This window comes from Candidatus Zixiibacteriota bacterium, assembly GCA_019038695.1.
Taxonomy (GTDB): Bacteria; Zixibacteria; MSB-5A5; order GN15; family FEB-12; genus B120-G9.
In genome coordinates, this window is record JAHOYZ010000010.1 from 142139 (window position 1) to 160469 (window position 18331).

18 protein-coding genes are annotated in these 18331 nt (G+C 51.6%); 9 read left to right on the forward strand and 9 right to left on the reverse strand.

Annotated elements, in window-relative coordinates; translation table 11 throughout:
- Nucleotides 1-144: 144 nt before the first annotated feature.
- A complete protein-coding gene (locus KOO62_04660; GenBank protein MBU8933279.1) occupies nt 145-3810 on the reverse strand; it encodes a vitamin B12-dependent ribonucleotide reductase in 3666 nt (1221 codons plus the stop codon).
- 671 nt (nt 3811-4481) lie between these two features.
- Between KOO62_04660 and KOO62_04665 the strand changes: the two genes are divergently transcribed.
- The 7 genes from KOO62_04665 to thpR all read left to right on the forward strand — a co-directional run bounded on the left by KOO62_04665 (nt 4482) and on the right by thpR (nt 9946).
- A complete protein-coding gene (locus tag KOO62_04665; GenBank protein MBU8933280.1) occupies nt 4482-5117 on the forward strand; it encodes a DUF2975 domain-containing protein in 636 nt (211 codons plus the stop codon).
- An 11-nt stretch (nt 5118-5128) separates the two neighbouring features.
- Nucleotides 5129-5365: a helix-turn-helix transcriptional regulator gene (locus tag KOO62_04670; protein MBU8933281.1), complete on the forward strand. Its 237-nt coding sequence runs from the start codon at nt 5129-5131 to the stop codon at nt 5363-5365.
- A 319-nt stretch (nt 5366-5684) separates the two neighbouring features.
- Nucleotides 5685-6272 (forward strand): CDP-diacylglycerol--glycerol-3-phosphate 3-phosphatidyltransferase, encoded by a 588-nt coding sequence (gene pgsA, locus KOO62_04675; GenBank protein MBU8933282.1) that lies wholly within the window; start codon nt 5685-5687, stop codon nt 6270-6272.
- Between the two features lie 9 nt (nt 6273-6281).
- A complete protein-coding gene (locus KOO62_04680; GenBank protein MBU8933283.1) occupies nt 6282-6743 on the forward strand; it encodes a phosphatidylglycerophosphatase A in 462 nt (153 codons plus the stop codon).
- A gap of 33 nt (nt 6744-6776) precedes the next feature.
- Nucleotides 6777-8030 carry a competence/damage-inducible protein A gene (locus KOO62_04685; protein MBU8933284.1) on the forward strand — a complete coding sequence of 418 codons (1254 nt, stop codon included), beginning with the start codon at nt 6777-6779 and terminating at the stop codon, nt 8028-8030.
- 18 nt (nt 8031-8048) lie between these two features.
- Nucleotides 8049-9359, forward strand: coding sequence for an HAD hydrolase-like protein (locus KOO62_04690; protein MBU8933285.1), 1311 nt, complete (start codon nt 8049-8051; stop codon nt 9357-9359).
- Nucleotides 9360-9361: 2 nt separating this feature from the next.
- On the forward strand, nt 9362-9946 hold the full coding sequence (thpR, locus tag KOO62_04695; GenBank protein ID MBU8933286.1) for an RNA 2',3'-cyclic phosphodiesterase: 585 nt from the start codon (nt 9362-9364) through the stop codon (nt 9944-9946).
- 5 nt (nt 9947-9951) lie between these two features.
- On the opposite strand, the gene KOO62_04700 is transcribed toward thpR, so the two are convergent.
- The 5 genes from KOO62_04700 to KOO62_04720 all read right to left on the reverse strand — a co-directional run bounded on the left by KOO62_04700 (nt 9952) and on the right by KOO62_04720 (nt 13475).
- Nucleotides 9952-10431: a GNAT family N-acetyltransferase gene (locus KOO62_04700; protein ID MBU8933287.1), complete on the reverse strand. Its 480-nt coding sequence runs from the start codon at nt 10429-10431 to the stop codon at nt 9952-9954.
- Between the two features lie 119 nt (nt 10432-10550).
- The gene (locus tag KOO62_04705) at nt 10551-11189 is read right to left on the reverse strand and encodes a LysE family translocator (GenBank protein MBU8933288.1); all 639 of its coding nucleotides are present in this window, start codon (nt 11187-11189) and stop codon (nt 10551-10553) included.
- A gap of 66 nt (nt 11190-11255) precedes the next feature.
- A complete protein-coding gene (locus KOO62_04710; protein MBU8933289.1) occupies nt 11256-12029 on the reverse strand; it encodes a class I SAM-dependent methyltransferase in 774 nt (257 codons plus the stop codon).
- Between the two features lie 127 nt (nt 12030-12156).
- A complete protein-coding gene (locus KOO62_04715) occupies nt 12157-12939 on the reverse strand; it encodes an enoyl-CoA hydratase/isomerase family protein (GenBank protein MBU8933290.1) in 783 nt (260 codons plus the stop codon).
- Nucleotides 12940-13007: 68 nt separating this feature from the next.
- On the reverse strand, nt 13008-13475 hold the full coding sequence (locus KOO62_04720) for a GNAT family N-acetyltransferase (protein MBU8933291.1): 468 nt from the start codon (nt 13473-13475) through the stop codon (nt 13008-13010).
- Nucleotides 13476-13632: 157 nt separating this feature from the next.
- Here KOO62_04720 and KOO62_04725 point away from each other — a divergent pair, with 157 nt between their 5' ends.
- A complete protein-coding gene (locus tag KOO62_04725; GenBank protein ID MBU8933292.1) occupies nt 13633-13821 on the forward strand; it encodes an acyl-CoA dehydrogenase family protein in 189 nt (62 codons plus the stop codon).
- On the forward strand, nt 13755-14834 hold the full coding sequence (locus tag KOO62_04730) for an acyl-CoA dehydrogenase family protein (protein MBU8933293.1): 1080 nt from the start codon (nt 13755-13757) through the stop codon (nt 14832-14834). The genes KOO62_04725 and KOO62_04730 overlap by 67 nt, the downstream gene beginning before the upstream one ends.
- A 318-nt stretch (nt 14835-15152) precedes the next feature.
- On the opposite strand, the gene KOO62_04735 is transcribed toward KOO62_04730, so the two are convergent.
- The 3 genes from KOO62_04735 to KOO62_04745 all read right to left on the reverse strand — a co-directional run bounded on the left by KOO62_04735 (nt 15153) and on the right by KOO62_04745 (nt 18185).
- Nucleotides 15153-16043, reverse strand: a complete 891-nt coding sequence (locus KOO62_04735) for a caspase family protein (GenBank protein MBU8933294.1) — start codon at nt 16041-16043, stop codon at nt 15153-15155.
- Nucleotides 16044-16224: 181 nt separating this feature from the next.
- Complete coding sequence (locus KOO62_04740; GenBank protein ID MBU8933295.1) at nt 16225-17637, reverse strand: T9SS type A sorting domain-containing protein; 1413 nt, start codon at nt 17635-17637, stop codon at nt 16225-16227.
- Nucleotides 17607-18185 carry an RNA polymerase sigma factor gene (locus KOO62_04745; GenBank protein MBU8933296.1) on the reverse strand — a complete coding sequence of 193 codons (579 nt, stop codon included), beginning with the start codon at nt 18183-18185 and terminating at the stop codon, nt 17607-17609. The genes KOO62_04740 and KOO62_04745 overlap by 31 nt, the downstream gene beginning before the upstream one ends.
- Between the last annotated feature and the right edge of the window lie 146 nt (nt 18186-18331).

Below are 18331 nucleotides of genomic sequence, written 5' to 3' on the forward strand. Positions count from 1 at the left end.
GCAAACGAGGACGTCTGCTGCGCACGAACTGGTCGAGGCAATGCTCCCCCCAAAAAGAGTGAAGGGCTCCGGCCCATCCTGGACTCGGAACCCTTCTTCTCTTTCATCCTTGAAAGGATTTAATTATTGATGCCGATACTTTCCTTAGCTACAGCCGCTGGTCCCTCCGCAAGTATCGCATTTGAGGCACGTACCATTACGAACCATCGTAAACTGCCCGCATTCCGAACACATATCTCCTTCGTATCCTTTGAGGCGTGCGGTTCGAATCTCCTGCTGGAGCCGATGGCTCCGCCCCCCTTCCGAAGATTGAGTTGCCGGTGCTGCGACATACTCAAGCACCGCCTCCGCCGTTGCATGACCCGCTGACGCAACTTCGTACTCCACCTGATCACCATGGCCATCGCCTCCTTGCTGGCTCATACTGTCCGTGATACTTCCGTGTCCATTCCCATTCCCGTTTCCCTTGCCGTCCGGTTCGGTTCCAACCGTCAGATGATCGGTCCGAATATCCTCGGCACCCCGACTGGCGGCAACACCATGTTTGACTGTCTCCTCGGCCACGTATTCGATTGACTCATCGGACGGCGCACCCAGCGCATCGTGACGCAGGTCGTCGTCGGAAACCTGGGCCAGGTCGGTGCGGTCGAGATAAGTGATGGCCAGTTCGCGGAAAATATAGTCAATGATCGACGTCGCCCGTTTGATCGAACGATTGCCGCTGACAAAACCGTTGGGTTCGAAACGACTGAACAGGAACGCTTCGGCGAACTCCTCCAACGGCACCCCGTGCTGAAGACCGAGTGAGATGGCGATGGCAAACGAGTTCATCAGGGAACGAAACGCTGCTCCCTCGCGGTGCATGTCGAGGAAAATCTCGCCGAGCGTACCGTCAGTATATTCCCCTGTGCGCAGGTATATCTTGTGTCCCCCGACCTGTGCCTTCTGAGTGTAGCCGCCGCGACGGGAGGGCAGCTTGCGACGCTTGGCAAGGTATCGATAGACGAGCTTCTCCGACATACTCTCCGCGACGTTTTCAATCGTGAGACCATCGGCATCGGATTCATCCTTAATCAACTCTGTCATCAACGGCTGGCTGAGCTTGGAGCCATCACGGTAGATTGCGATCGACTTGTTCATGGTCTCCCAGGCCGTTCGGTAGGCGCGCTTCACGTCATCGACAGAAGCTTCACTCGGCATATTGATCGTCTTGGATATGGCTCCCGATATGAACGGTTGGGCCGCTCCCATCATCCTGATGTGTGATTCAAAACTGATGAAGCGTTTACCCTTCTTGCCGCAACGGTTGGCACAATCAAACACGGACAGGTGTTTCGGGTCCAGGTGTGGCGCTCCCTCAATGGTCATCGTGCCACAGCAGAATTCATTGGCTGCTTCGATCTGGTCGGCCGTAAATCCGAGTTCATTCAACAGATTGAAATCAAGCGCGTTGATGGTGTCATCGGACAACCCGAGTGTTTCTTTTAAGAATTCGTCATCAAGATTGGTCTTGCCGAAAGCAAGCGAAACATCAAAAGCATCCGGCAGCGAGTCCTCGACGGCATCCAGCTCCGTCTGGGTGAAACCTTTGGCTTGCAGGGATTCGTGATTGATGAACGGCGCCTGTTTGAGTGTCCGGTGGCCGGTGGCATAACGGACAATTTCGTCAATTTGGCTGGATTCATAGCCGAGTTTCTCCAGCGCGATTGACACCGAATTATTCATGATCTTGAAATAGCCGCCGCCGGCCAGTTTCTTAAATTTAACCAGGGCGAAGTCGGGTTCGATACCGGTGGTATCACAATCCATGATCAAACCGATCGTGCCGGTGGGGGCAATGACCGAAACCTGGGCGTTGCGGTAACCATGCACCTCGCCCATCTCCAGGGCTAGATCCCACACCTGACGAGCCGCCGAGACAAGTTCCTCCGGGGCATAGTTGGGATTGATACCAGTCGGCTTGACGGTCAGGGCTTCATACTCCGTACGTTCAGTATTGAAGGCCGCACGGCGGTGGTTGCGAATGACCCGCAGCATGGCATCGCGGTTGCGGAAGAAAGTCGGGAATGGTCCCAACTCTTTGGCCATCTCGGCCGAGGTCACGTAGGACTGCCCGGTCAGTATGGCGGAAAGAGCTCCTGCCCAGGCATACCCTTCGGGCGAATCGTACGGAAGCCCCATTCGCATCAGGAGTGTCCCGACGTTGGCAAAGCCCAGACCGAGCGTCCGGAATTCGTAGCTACGTTGGGCGATCCGTCGGGATGGATAGGAGGCCATCAGCACGGAGATTTCCAGTACTATCGTCCACAACCGAACCGCATGAAGAAAGCCCTCAATGTCGTAGGAGCCATCTTCGCGAAGGAACTTGGCGACGTTGATCGAGGCCAGATTGCAGGCGGTGTCATCAAGAAACATATACTCGGAGCAGGGATTGGAACCGTTGATGCGGCCATCTTCGGGGCAGGTGTGCCACTCGTTAATAGTGGTATCAAACTGCACTCCGGGATCGGCACAGGCCCAGGCGGCATAGGTGATTTTTTCCCATAGCTCGGCGGCTGGCAGTGTTTTCGAGACCTCACCATCGGTACGACGAATGAGGTTCCAGTCGCCCCCCTCTTTGAGTCTTTCAAAGAAACTGTTGGGAATTCTGACCGAGTTGTTAGAGTTCTGACCGGATACGGTAGCGTACGCGTCACCCTCCCAGTTGGTATCGAGGGTGATAAATTCAATGTCGCTGAAACCCTGATCGGCCAGGTCGAGAATCTTCTTCACATAAGCACTGGGGACAGCATATCTTCGCGACCGCTTGATAGCCTGCTTAAGAGCCGGGTTCTTTTCAGGGTCAGTCTCGAAAACTTCGTCGCCATTGTTGTCAGCAACCCTGGCGGCGGAAACAATCGCTTTCAGATGATCGCGGATAATACGCGACCCAGCAACCATAGCGGCGACTTTTTGTTCTTCGACGACCTTCCAGGCCACGAAATCCTCGATATCGGGATGGTCCAGATCGAGCGTCACCATCTTTGCAGCCCGACGGGTTGTACCACCAGACTTGATCGCCCCGGCAGCCCGGTCGCCTATCCGCAGGAAGGACATCAACCCAGATGAGTTTCCACCGCCGGATAGAGTCTCACCGCAACCACGGATGCTGGAGAAGTTAGTGCCTGTACCAGAACCGAACTTAAACAGGCGAGCCTCCCGTACCCAGAGGTCCATGATGCCGCCTTCATTGACCAGATCGTCGTTGATCGACTGAATGAAACAGGCGTGCGGCTGGGGACGTTCATATGCATTGCTCGACTGGGTCAGAGTGTGCGTGTCCGGATCAACATAATAATGTCCCTGGGGAACACCCTCGATACCATAAGCGTAATGAAGACCGGTGTTGAACCACTGCGGGGAATTGGGTGCCGCGATCTGCGACGCCAGCATGTAGCACATTTCATCATAGAAATTCCGAGAATCGTGCTCAGAATCGAAATAACCGTACTTTTGTCCCCAATGTTGCCAGCACCCTGCCATGCGGTGGAATACCTGGCGCGCGTCAGTTTCGCCGCCGGTTACAACCTGGCCGGCATCATCTTTGATAACGTCGCCGTGCTCATCCTTCTGAGGAACACTGGCTTTCCTGAAATACTTCTGAGCCAGAATATCCACTGCCACCTGAGACCAGGTTTCGGGAACTTCGACATCATTGTGTTCAAAGACAACTGATCCATCCGGATAAGTAATCTTCGAGGAACGCTTGGTGAAATTGATGCGGCTATAAGGGGACTCCCCCTCATGCGTGAAAAACCGCTGAACTTTCAAGTAATACCTCCTGCAACCTTACTTAGAGAAGACCGCTCGTAAACCGGCTATCCGTGCCGCGAAAACTAACCCAATCTCAGTCCCAGTCCTCTTCCTATTCATTAGTCAGAAACGACCATAGCTAATACAACCGAATCCTTTGCCGGTCACCACAACAGTAGCTGAGCGTCGCAGGCACAAGATATAGTGGTTCGCATTGTTCCACCCACAAAAAATTGTGGTTTTTCTTGAATTTTCGCTATTTGGTTGCCTTGCAAAACGCTACACCAAACATCCAAATTGGTCACAGTTGCGAATCCCCGCCGTTTGTGGTCGAAGGAAAAACTCTCCATCGCTAAGCTGCTGATATATAATACCATACAGACCCCACAATTCTTGACTATACCAAAGAGGTTAGTGTTAACAGGATAATAATACGCAATATCTTGGTACTCAAGAAGATACGCAGATACTAACAGGATGCCCACAGCTTCTCCACAGAAATTGTGGATATCTTGCGCTGTGTGTATTCTCCGGATTCTACAGGCTGGGCTACATAAGAGTACAATTCATCTGTCTTTGGAGATTCTTAATTTCATATAGTTATCGAATATCGATATATATTACTTGACAAATGATAAGATATTGTCGATCATCAATATGATATTACATTTATGACGATGGAGAAGCATATGTCAAACCATGATCAGACTGAGCAATCTCGTTCTTTGAAGGTTGCCTGGTTCTTTGTAAATGTTGTCTACTGGCTGGGTTGGGTGGCTGCAGCGCTTCTTGCGGTGATGGTGATCGCGATGTGGGCAATGGATTTCAACGTCAGATACGCCACATTACCAGTGGATGTGAGTCTGGTGGAGGGTAGTACAGGCGAGATTCTGGAACCCATACATGACAGGGGTTCTCTACCTGTGGCAGGGTTCAGCAATGTTAGAGTGCGGACTGAGAAGATGCCGGGATTGCAGTATATGATGTTGATGCCAATTATCCTGCTGGCTGGGTTTCAGTGGATCGTACTGATGCTCCGCAAATTCCTGCAAAACGTTCGGGACAAATCTCCTTTTGTTCCAGAGAATTCGTTGTTACTCAACAGGATAGGTTGGTTGGTAGTCGTCGGAGGGCCAGTCTATGGTATGTTCAATCACATTTATGCCAAAGTTTATATCAACCTTTTGGACATACCCGGATCAAGTATCGAGCCGATGCAGAACGCCGGTGGAATCACTATTCTAGCTGGTTTGATAATCGTTGTCATTGCTCAGGTTTATGATGCTGCCGTCAAAATGAAGGCGGATGCGGACCTGACTATCTGAGGATTTGATTTATGCCTATAGTCGTAAATCTCGATTTTCTGCTGCTGAAGCGGAAAATGTCGCTTACCGAGTTGTCCCGGAAAGTCGGATTGACTCTGGCTAATCTCTCAATCCTGAAGCAGAACAAAGCACGAGCGATCCGATTTTCGACTCTGGAGGCAATTTGTAAAGCTCTTGATTGTCAGCCAGAGAACCTTTTGGAGTATGTTCCTGAGGATCAGGCTTCACTCAGAACGGGGCGAAAATAAGCTCCTACTGCGGTCAACAACAATCAAGCAAGAAAAAACTGTCAGTTTTCTCTTGACATAATATACATATTTGCTATCTTAGTTGTGCAATCGGAAAGTGTTACTCTTTCTGTGGATTACCTAATATCGTCCGCCCAGGCAGGCGCACCCGCCCTGCTTGGGTTTTTTTTGTTCTCGTCCACAGTGACGATCTCCTTACTACTCCGAAGTTAGCAGTGCAGCGAGCGAATGTTTCGCCGAATCTTGAAACGGTGACGTTGGCATCGCTCTCTCCAAATCTCAATTGACACCTTCAATTCTGATCCCTACCTTGCCATCCATGAACACCCCGAATAAATTGACACTGTTGCGGATTGTTATCGCTCCGATTTTTATGTACTTCTTTATTCTGGACAACTTCTATGCCAAGCTGCTGGCGCTTGGGCTTTTCATCATTGCTGCTTTGACAGATCTGGCCGACGGGTATTATGCTCGCAAGTATGGCATTGTGACGGGGTTCGGGAAGTTCATGGATCCCCTGGCCGACAAGATACTGGTCTCTTGTGCACTGATATCATTCATTGCGCTGGGGATTGCTTCGCCGCTGCCGGTTATGTTGATCGTTGGACGTGAGTTTGCTGTCACAGGATTGCGGCTGTTGGCCGCCTATCGATCTGTTTTAATTCCATCGAGTGGGTTTGCCAAAGTCAAGACGTTCCTTCAACTCACGGTAGTCGGGGCAGTTCTGGCCTATTTAAATCTTATTATGGTGCTTGAGCATTACAACAGCCCAGCGGTTGAGATGCTCACCTTTGACTACCCGTTCTACTTCGATCTGGCCTTGTGGATCACGGCGGGAGTTACACTGTGGACGGGTATCAGCTATGTTGTTAAGTACTTCTATATGGTCAAAACGGTCCTGAAGTAGAAGGGTAGCATGAAACGAATCGCCATCAAGATGATAGCTTCCGGTTTCTATTCCGGCTACTCGCCTCTCATTCCGGGGACGACAGGTACGATTCCGGCCTGGCTGATTGCTTACTATCTGATCGCCGGAAACCTGTCCGTATTAATCGCTGCTACCGTTGTTACAACTGCTCTGTCGATCTGGGTGGCAGGCGAGGCGGAATCCTATTATGGTCACGACTCCAAGAAGATCGTGATGGACGAGTGGGCGGGAATGTTCATTGCAATAATCCTGGTGCCCTTTTCGTTGACTAACTATGCCATTGCCTTTGTCGCCTTTCGGATATTTGACGTAATAAAGCTTCCTCCGGCGGCTCAGGCCGAACGGCTTCCGCGCGGATGGGGCGTAACTATGGATGATGTGGTGGCTGGTATCCAGGCCAATATTGCGACTCGGGTTGTGATTTTCGCCATGGGCTACTTCGGTGTCTGAGGCGTCGGCCATCGGTATTGTGAGAGAATGAAAATGAATTGTGAGATAATCACTATTGGCGACGAGATAATGACCGGCCATCGGGTCGATACCAATGCCGCATTTATCGCCCAGCAGTTGACTCGAATTGGTCTCGACGTAAGATACCGTAGTTCGGTGGGTGATTCGCTGGACGGGATGGAAGAGTGCTTTCGGCTGGCGCTGAAACGGGCGCGGGTGGTTATCACTACCGGCGGACTGGGACCGACCGACGATGACATTACCAAGCGCGCTATCGTGAAAGTCTTCAAGCGCAACCTGATCTTCCACGAGGAGATCCTCAACGACATCAGTCAACGTTTTGCCGAACGCGGACTTGAAATGCCGGCAATCAATCAGAACCAGGCACTTCTGCCTCAGGGAGCGACGCTCTTCCCCAATAAGCATGGCTCGGCATTGGGAATCTGCATTGCGGAAGAGGGCCGGATATTCATTGCTCTACCCGGGGTTCCATTTGAGATGGAACAGATATTGCGCGATGAAATCGTTCCGTACTTACAGCGTATGAACATCGGTGCGCCGATGAACGTGGTTAGTCTGAGAACAATCGGCCTGGTGGAATCAAAACTGGCTGAATTGATTACCCCTGAGTTGAGTCTGACGGCTGGAGTTCAAATGGCTTACTTGCCTGCTCCGAGTGGAATTGAATTACGCGTTTTAGCTACTGCCAACACCGAGGACGAAGCCAGGGATAAAGTTCAGGGAGTTATCAGGTCCATCGAGAAAGTGGCGGGGCGGTATATTTTCGGACGTGACGATGACACTCTCGAAGGAGTAGTGGCGCAACTTCTCGTGGACAATGATCGCACTCTGGCCGTAGCCGAATCATGCACCGGCGGACAATTGGGTCAACTCGTGACCTCTGTTTCTGGATCGTCAAAGTATTTTCTTGGCGGAGTGATTTCGTACGCCGATGAGGTCAAGATCGATCAACTAGAGGTCAAAGCAGATACCATTGAGAAACATGGGGCGGTCTCCGAAGCATGTGCCATTGAAATGGCAGAAGGATGTCGCAAGAAATTCGACTCCGACTATGCTCTTTCGATTACCGGTATCGCCGGCCCCGAGGGGGGGAGTGAGGACAAACCGGTGGGAACTACCTTCATTGGGTTGTCCTCGCTTCACGATTCCTATGCTCGACGCTTCAGCCTTGGAACTCTGCGCGGCATTAACCGCACCCGCGCCGTCTATGCTGCGATCGAGATGTTGCGACGAGAGATACTGGACATTAAGCCAGACCACCATTAATGTGGGACCGGCCGACCTATGAAATTGGTCATATTCGACCTCGACGGCACTCTTTTCAAGACTGAAATCACGCTTCTTGAGGCGATTCGTCGTGGAGCCGATGAGTTTAGTTTATCTCCTCCCAATCAAGAGACTCTCCTATCCTTTATTGGCTCACCTACTGAGGATCTCTGCGATCAAGTAGCGGGGGCATTGGCGCCGGATGACCGGAAGCGCTTTCGCGATCGCCTTCGCTTCCATGAAAGACAGCTGATCCCGCAGATTGGAGAGTTGTTTGAGGGCGTAGATGAGTTACTTGGCAGACTTACCGCGGAAGGATTTGAGATGGCGATCTGTTCCCATGCGAGTCGTGAGTATATCGAGATCGTGTTGTCGGCGTGCGGAATAGACGGGATATTTACCGACATCGTAGGACGAGCGAACGGCCAGAACAAGCAAGAAATGGTCAACGACATTCTAGGGCGACTCACGCCGCAAACGGCCGTCATGGTTGGCGACAAAGACTTCGATATCACTGCCGCTCGTGTCAATGGACTGCCGGCTATCGGTGTTTCCTACGGCTATGGACCGGGGGAGTTGCAGCAGGCTGATTTTGTCGCGCACCTGCCGCTGGACTTGTTCGGCCTCATTCTGCAGGGACATGTACTCAACCTGATTGAGCGACAGATCGCAGCGCGACGCTCGGACCGAGCATTTGTAGTTGGTATAAATGGGATAGACACATCCGGAAAAACTTTTTTCGCCAAATCATTAGCAAACTATCTCCGTGCAAAAGGGTACACAACCCAGTTGATCCACCTCGATGATTTTCACAATCGCCGGGAAGTACGAAACCGAGGCACTGATGAAATTGAAGCCTATATCCGCAACGCCTTCGATCTCAATCGGCTAACCGATGAATTGCTCAAACCGATAGTACGTGGTGAGGCGATTGAGAAAGAGTTGGTGTTGCTGGATTTGGATAGTGACTCCTTTGAACGGCGAGAGCATTTCAGCTGTGACCAGGAAACGATTGTGATCGTAGAGGGTGTGCTGTTGTATCGGGAGCCACTGGACGTCTTCTTTGACTACCGCATCTTTCTCCAGATCGATTTCGACGAACTGCTCCGTAGGGCCGAAATTCGTGACGTGCCAAAGTACGGACAGGAATTTTTGAGACGGTATCATGAGAAGTACATCCCAGTTCAGGAATGGTATATCAATAAGTGCTCCCCGATGGAGCGGAGCGACCTGATCATAGACAATAATGACTACAAATTACCGAGGATCAGGCAATTGAAAACGAACAGGAACAAGATGGGGAATGGATACAGGTCAGGAGGAAATTGACTATGCTCAGACTGTTTATCGCCCTACCTCTTACCTCGACAGTCAAACAGAAGCTTGAACAGGTATCATCCGAGTTGAGGAAGCATGGCGGCAAAGTCAAATGGGTGGATCCGAAAAACATACATGTCACTCTCCGGTTTCTGGGCGATACGGAAGAACGAATAGTCGACGCCATTGGCACCTCTTTGAACACCATCGCACGTAATCATAATACTATCGAGTCGACTATTGACCGTTTGGGCGGTTTTCCAAATCTACAAAAACCACGTGTGGTCTGGGCTGGTCTGTCGGGAGAGCGAGAGATTGAAGCGTTGACGAAACTTGCCACCGAAGTCGAGCAGGCTATGTGTGACCTTGGCTTTGAGCCGGATAACAAACGCTTCCGGCCACACCTAACTTTGGCTCGTGTAAAAGCCCCGCAGGAGCTTGAGCCACTAGTGGCCGAATTGAAAAGCTATCAATTTGATCCGACACCATTGCGATTGGATCGTCTTGTTTTGTTCAAATCAACGCTGACACCCCAGGGGCCGATTTACGAACGCCTGCATGAAGTACCGCTTGGCAAACAGGAGCAGTTTGGGGGGTGAAGGGCTTATAGCCTCTTCTCAAACTCGATTTCGTCGCGAAGGGGGATGTTGTGATTTCCGATCTCCGCGATACTCGGTTTGATCTTGCGTGATTCGTTGATTGCGCCCACATGCACCGCCGCCCACACAAACCCGCGTCGCTGATAGAACCGAATAGCATCAAGATTGTCATTGGTCGTAATCAACCATAACCGCTTGCATTCGCGTTCTCGGGCAATCTCAATCACTTTCTCAGTCAAGGCGGAACCAATGCCACTGAATTTCTCGAAAGCATCGAGTGTGACCAATTCACACTGGCCTCCTATAATCTCATATGTCGTAAGTCCAACACGTTGGCCGTTGTTGTCGATGGCATAGAAACCGTCGATCTGGGCGGCGTACACTTTGCGACCGCGACTAACAATGAAATCCGCTCCCCAACCACGGACGATTTCCAATACCCAAGCCCTGTCGCTGTCGGTTATAGCATGTATTGTGAAACTCATTAACGAACCTCTCTATCTGACATCTTGTGTTTCTGAAGATTATGACACCTGAGGCGATTGCGCAAGAAAGTGTCGTCCTTCGACTCCGCTCAGGACGACACGAATTGGTGTGGTACCGTTTAGAGCGTGCCTCGAACCCCGTCAATGATGAAAGTTACGCCCAGCCAGAGCAGGAAAGCAGCGCATATCAGGATGAGAACTTTGAGTCCGGTGCCGACCATCAGGCTCTTGCCTTTCCACACAAGAATTGAAACCACCGTGTACCATACGAAGTCAGACATGATGTGTCCGAAGTAAAACACGACCGGTCCAGCGATGCCGAACTTCAACGATTTGGTAACGAACGCCAAACCTGTCGTTGCCCACCAGACAAACCAGAACGGATTTGAAAGAGTAGCTGTGATTCCTTTGGCGGCCAGACGGTGATGCGCGGTTGGGTTGGTTGTATCGGCGTCGTAGGATATGTTGCCCCTGAGAATATCCCAGGCCATTTTGGCTCCCATCCACAGCAATGCTGTGCCGCCGACCACACCGATTATCTTAGGCACAATAGAATTGTCGGTAACTGCGACCAGACCGATGGCCAACACCAGCACGACACCGATTTCAGCTATAGAATGTCCGATTGAGATTATCACTCCGGTCATCCAGCCGCTACGGGGTGTTTCGGCGATGCCGACGGCCAATAGCGGACCGGGCATCATGGCACCAGAGAATCCTACGCCGAATGAGAGTAAGAATAGCGAGATCAGTTCCATAAAATATGTAACACCATAATACGGTGTCGGGTTTCTCGTTTGTTAGTCCGTGACGGTGGACCAGACTCAATCAGAATACTGAACCACAGATCTACTTTTCATACCCACTAGCAGCCATGACTGGCGGTCATCATCGTGGACCGGGTAGTCTCTTGTTTCAATAGTAAACCCGGCCTCTTCGATCAACCGCAACCAGGTCTCCAGAGGAAACAATCCAGTGGTATGGCGATCAAGTTCTATCCGGGTTTCGTCTCCCTGGCGAATGATATAGGACATGATCGTTTCCGTAGTGGTGTCGGTCGGATCGGGATCAAACATGTACTCCACATGGGTAAGCTGGGAGAGACCGTCGCTAAATGTCGAATGATAAATGGCACCATCGACGTAGTTCTCTCGCACATGATCCGGCGATGTCACAAAAACACCCCCCGGCCGCAGGTGCGCCGCGGCGGTGACAAAGGTGGCTTTGAGGTCTTCTTCTGTCTGGAGATAAGAGATAGCATCATGAATAATGACCGCATCGAATTTCACACCCAGCCTGACACTACGCATATCGCCGACGTGATGCTGTACGGTCGGGTTGAGTCGTCGCGAATGCTCAAGCATGCCCTCCGAAAGATCGACTGCTACGGCATCGAAATACGGTGTCAGGTGCGACATGTTGTTGCCGCCGCCAACGCCGAGTTCCAGCAGGCATTGTCGCTCGCCCCCGAGTTTTTCCTGAAGAACCTCGCGCCAGCGTCGCGCTTCTTTGGCATAGTCCTCCGGCTGGCTGACCAGCGGCCACAGGTGGGCGAGATCACCATAGAGACGGTTACTGGGGATGTCATTGAAGTTCATAGAGCATCCTAGAACGTTGTTTGACAATTACAAAACGTATTTCGGCAGGAGTGCGGGGCTTTTGCCCTACAAGATGTCAGGACCGCAAGGGGTCCTTACCTACTCCCTGGGGTGACAGGCGCCAAACTTACTCGCCGGTGAACTCGGCTTTGCGTTTTTCGAGGAACGCACCGCAGCCTTCGTTCTTGTCCCTGGTGCTACAACTCTTGCCAAAAGTATCGCGCTCAAGATCGCAACCAGCCGCCAACGTCAGGTCCAGCCCCTTGCCAATACACTCCTTGGAAAACTGAACTGCCAATGTGCCTTTCGAACAAATCAAGTTGGCCATCTCCAGCGCCTTATCCATTAACTCTTCCATTGGATAGACTTCATCGACATATCCAATCCGGTATGCTTCCTGGGCGTTGATCATCGCCCCGGTGAGAATCAGCTGCATTGCTTTGCCGCGTCCCACCAGTCTTGACAGACGCTGTGTTCCGCCAAAGCCGGGGATAATTCCCAGATTGACTTCCGGTTGTCCGAGCTTCGCCTTTTCTGATGCCAAACGAATATCACACGCCAGCGCCAGTTCGCTTCCACCACCGAGAGCGAAACCGTTGATTGCGGCAATCACCGGTTTGGGAAAATCGGAAATAGCCTGCATCATCTTGAGGCCATCGGCAGAGTATGCAATTCCGGCATCGGTGTCGAGTTTGGCAATCTCCGTGATGTCGGCCCCGGCAACAAACGCTTTACCAGCGCCGGTGATAATCACACAGCCGAAACTGTTATCGTCATGGCGTTCCTGAAACAGACTCAGCAGTTCGGAAACAGTTTCACAATTGAGAGCATTCATGGCTTTTTCGCGGTTGATGGTTACCACCAGCACTTTGCCCTTCTGCTCAACTTCCAGATTCTTGTAATCACTCATGATCAATTCCCCAGTCTATGTACTCGAATTTATTTTGCATATTATAAAAACGGCGGTGGCCCTGCCACTCATTTGGCCATCCTTACCATTCTCAATCCCGGCAGGCCGGGCATAGTGCCGACCAGCTCAAATCCTGCCGAAAGGTAACACCCCAGCGCCTCGGCATTGTCAGTCAACAGGTGCAATACAACTTTTGCTACTCCAGGGCGTTGCGCTGCACGATCAAATAGAAGATTCAGCATCTTGGTGCCGAACCCCCGTTCTCGTCGAAATGGATCCACCAGCAGGTGTGTGATTTCGATCTCCCGCTCCAGTCGGCGTTCCCACAGCTCGGCATAGGCTACCGGTTGGCTCTCCGAAAACAGCAGGTACGGTGTGACATCCTTACGTTGCCAGCTTTCGACGACATCCGGTGGTGGTGGGAAATCCTTGCCCCGGCACAGATTGTAGAGTGTTTCTTCGCATTCGATCCACGACCGCACATCGCGCGCGTACTCTGTTGTATAGGGAACGATGTCGGCCTTCACTTGTGACAAATCACTCAAATCGTCAACCTCTCTCTATGCAGGTTGTGAAGTATACAAAATCCGCTCAGTCTGCACAAGTAGACTGCGACCGACCGATTGACTCACTAGCTCAGATACCCTATATACTGGCACATATGATAGAGCACGAAATGGAGATTGGCTGCAAATGATAGATTACACACTCACTGAGAATCATCGGATGGTTCGCGACATGGCTCGCGAAGTGGCCACGAAGGTCATTGCCCCGACCATTACAGAGTTTGATCGGGCGCAAAAGATGAATCCCGAATTGCACTGGCTTTGGCCAAGGCTAACCTGCTTGGATTCTGTATTCCCGAGCAATATGGCGGGTTAGGAACCGATTATATATCGTTGGGTCTGGCCTCCGAGGAACTGGAATATGGCGACACTGCCGCCCGGGTGATACTCTCGGTACACATCGGTTTGTATTCGCTACCGATCCTGACCTGGGCCAACGAAGATCAGAAACAGAAGTATCTGATCCCGGCGGCTAAGGGAGAGAAGGTAGGCACCTTTGGACTAACCGAACCTGCGGCGGGGTCCGATGTGGTCGGGCTTCAGAGCACAGCCATCAAAGACGGAGACGACTATATTCTCAACGGCGAGAAGATGTGGATTTCGCTGGCTGATGTGGCCGACTACTTCCTCGTCTTTGCCTGGACTGATCTGGAGAAAAAGAAAACCCGTGACCATAGCGGTATTACCGCTTTTATCGTCGAAAGGGGCTTTGAAGTCCTTACGACGGGCAGTATTCACGGCAAGCTCGGCGTTCGAGCCGGTAATACGGGTTACATTTCGTTTCAGGATGTTCGCGTTCCGAAGGAGAATCTTGTTTACAAAGAAGATCAGGGTTTCAAGATCGCTATGTTCTGTCTTGATCAGGGACGCTACACTGTCGCGGCCGGTTCGTGCGGTCTGATCAGAGCCTGCCGGGATGCATGCATCGAGTACTCGAAAGAACGTCAGACTTTCGGACAGCCGATCGCGGATCATCAACTCGTCAAACAGATGATTGCCAATATGGAAGCTGGCTACGAATACTGCACTCATCTTTGGATGAAATCGGGGTGGATGAAAAACCAGGGGCTACGTTCTACCCGTGAGACATCGTTGGCCAAATGGATAGCATGTCGTGAAGCAGAAGCATCGGCTGCGGATGCAGTGCAGGTTTTTGGAGCGTACGGTTTCAGTGATGAATACCCGGTGGAACGATTCTATCGCAACGCTAAGGGGGCGTCGATTTACGAGGGTACGCGGGAGGTTCACACGCTGATGCAGGCTGATTATGCGCTGGGGAATCGGATTGACAAACAGCTTGAGCGTGACCTACCGATGGTGGAGCAGTGACGTTGTCACGTGTTTGAAGTCTTGTGGTGTGAAGGGATTGTCGAAACTGAAGACAGTTTCAACCTACTCAGCTACCAGTGGTGGAGCAGTAGAGCATCGCATCGGTAAAGCAGGGACCTGGTGTTCCGGTCTACATTAGTCACCCTGAGCGGAGTCGAAGGGTGACGAGACACTTCGGATTACTGTCATGCTTCGACTCCGCTCAGCATGACTGACTACATTGTTCTTAAGCTTGTGCGTCCGACTATCCCAGATACTGAAGAAGAAAAAGCCCGCCAATCCCGGCGGGCTTTTCTATTCAGCAAGTTGGGGCAGGAGCTACATGTCCATGCCACCATCATAATCATCGGAATGTTTAGGATCGACTCTCAGACGATACTGAGCCGCCCAGGCTTTCATTCCATCTTCGGCATAAGGGGCAGCCTCTTCGGCAAAAATCAAGCTCTGGTCTTCGACACCATTGAGCCAGTACCAAGTCCAGGCACCCTGCTGAAGATCGGGGGCATCGTATGAGTTTTTGCGGTTTGAAGCCGTGGCCATGAACGTACCGGCCTCGACGTCATCGTGGAAACCACCGATAACGCAAGCATCAATCGTGACCAACTTCTTTGTGCAGTTAGCGGCATTGAAATATGACATTACATAGCCGTGCGTTACGTAGTACAGATCGCTCGAAATAAGAGCGGAACCGGCTGACGACTTCCCACCGTGACCGCTGTAGCAGAATGCGATTTCATCGCCCGGATCAGCGTTGTCAATCAGCCACTGCAAACCGGCGGTAATGTTATCACCCGTGCACTGCAGATCAAGATCCATCCGAACAGAGAAACCTTCACCTTGTAGCCAGGATTTCATTGCCCGGGCATCATCATCACAGTAGTTCAGATCGTAGGCTGTTCCCTCGTAGTTGGAAATGCCGACGACATAGGCATACTTGTGAGCAGGGCTCGGATTCGGATCTATATATTCCTCGGGTTCCGGTGGTGGTTTCGGCGGCTTCTTCTGAGCCATGGCTGAGTAGTCCAAAGGTGCTTTTAGCGTGGCTGCTTCGATCTCCGCAGCCGGTCTGGTATCTACAAACTGCGGACGTTCAACCAGAACGTAGGCCGCATGGTCGATACCAGCTGATTGGGTGGGCGGGGTCTGGTCACAGCCATAGACAAGCAGCAATGCTGCGATGGCCATTACCAAGGTTAGCAGTCGCTTCATGAGATCCTCCTCAATCACCGTAGGGTTGACGGTTAGTGATTCTGCAAGGTACCTTTTAAGATAGCAATATGGAGCTATTTGGCAATAAAAAACTTAGCTACACAACGACCAGTGCGAAAGAAAAAACCCGAATGGCCTGGGCCATCCGGGTTATCTTATCCGTGTTATACTTCTCTACGGATTACTTCAACAGGGTCATTTTCTTCGACTGGGTGACATCACCAACAGTCAGGCGATAGAAATACATCCCCGAGGCAACGCGAGAGCCGGAAGTGGAAGTCGCATTCCATTCAACAGAATGAGTTCCAGCACTGACGACATCATCAACGAGCGTTTTGACCAACTGACCATTAACGTTGTAAATGTCCAGCGTCACATGGTCGGAAGTTGGGACAGTGTAGTCAATCGTTGTGGTGGGATTAAATGGATTCGGGTAATTCTGCGAGAGTTCAAATCCATCCGGGAGGGTTTCATCAGCTTCCTGCTTGGCGGCACCGTCATCGCCGTCCTGATTGCAGATGATCATCTTCTTGACAATGAGATCCGCTTCGCCTTCACCCAGATCACCGATGCCACCGACAATCATGTTTAGGCCGAGTTCTTCCAGCCTAGCTGCCGTGGCGGGATCGCTGAGGTCCAAGACTTCAACCGTTCCATCCGGAAGAGTGATATGGGCAATCATGTTGCCGTCTTCATCAGCGGTAATCTCAAGCTGTGTCTCCATCACAACACCGCTGTCGCCGCATCCGCCAACACCCTCTCCGACGAACATGAACGCGCCGTCAAAATCATCTACATTCCCGATCTGGACATCATAATCGATATTGCCGTCTTCATCGCTGACCCAGACGGTGTATTCACCCGTTTCGCTGGAATCGAGTTCGCTCAAACAATGTAAAACGATCTGGCTGATCATTTCGCTCTCGCAGGATTCGGCATCATCGCCATCAACGACAATAGTCCGGGCCTGCATAAACAGGGTGGTATGCTTGTCACCGAGGATTTCCGAAACATCCTCGACAACACAATTACCTATCTCGTCAAAGGCAGCCAGCACAAGCTGGACCTCTTTATCTGTCTTCAGTTCCGAAATTTTGACTTTGCAGGTCGCTTCACAGTCACCGACATCAAAAGAGGCATCCTCGACACCAAGAGCATTAAGAAGCTTTGACAGCCGATCCGAATCGAGGGCCAGGTTCCTATCGACACCGGCAAAGGCGACCTCGTAGCCGACGGTCTGTTCGAACTGAAACGGGACCAATGTACATAGCAGCAACACTACGACGGCAACACCGAGGGAGACGCTATAGCGTGGGATTCTGAGCTTGTTTACTATCTGAGTCATGATTGAAGTTTCCTTGGTTACGGTGCGCTTGTTTAGTGCTACCCGGGACTCAACGCGGGCCATTTGCTCGGACCACGGAATGGTCTCGGCATTGTCTGAGGCGGCGGCCGCCTGAAGCGTCTGATGCAGTTGCAACGCGGCTTTCGCCTGTCGGGCACATGCCGGGCATACCCGGAGGTGGTCCTGCAGGTTCTGATCTTCGGCGAACACCGATTCGGTTAGTCTGCGTCTGGCTTCATGACAACGCATATCTTGTCCTCCGTCAAGGCAGGTTTCACAGTTACGATTCGGGCGGCTCGTGATTGAAACCTGGCCAGCGTTTCTCTCATCTTCCGCCGGGCTCTCAGCAGCCTGACTTTGATCGCTCCTTCCGTCTTGCCGGTCAAAGCGGCCAACTCGTTGGCTGTCCAGCCCTCAAGTTCGAACAAGGTCACCAACGCCTGATCTTCAGTTGAGACAGCCTCGAAGGCTCGCTGAAGATTCCGTCGCGCGGCATACCCGTCCGTCGGATCAAATCCGTCGAGGGAGTCCTCGATCTCAGCTGTCATGTGGATTACGCGTTTCCACCATGGTCGCCGAATACGGTTCTTGAAAGTGTTGACTACAATCCGATAGAACCAGGGTCGGATGGCGGTCGTGTCGCGCAGAGAGTCGAAATTGGTCACGGCAGTTACCAGGGCGTCCTGAAACAGGTCGTCGCCGTCTTCCCGATTTCCCATCAGCTTGCGACAATACGCGCGCGCTTGTTGATGCTGGGGCTCAATGAGCTTCCAGAAAAGGTTCCTTGTTCTGTCCATCTACTACTTAGACACACTAATAGGGGCAAAAGTTACGGGCTAACCCACAAAACCTCAAGTTCCACTTGTCCACCAGTGACCTTTGTGTTTCCTTAAAGCTGCTCCAAGAGAACCTACAGCATCGAAGTACATAGCCACGCTATCGA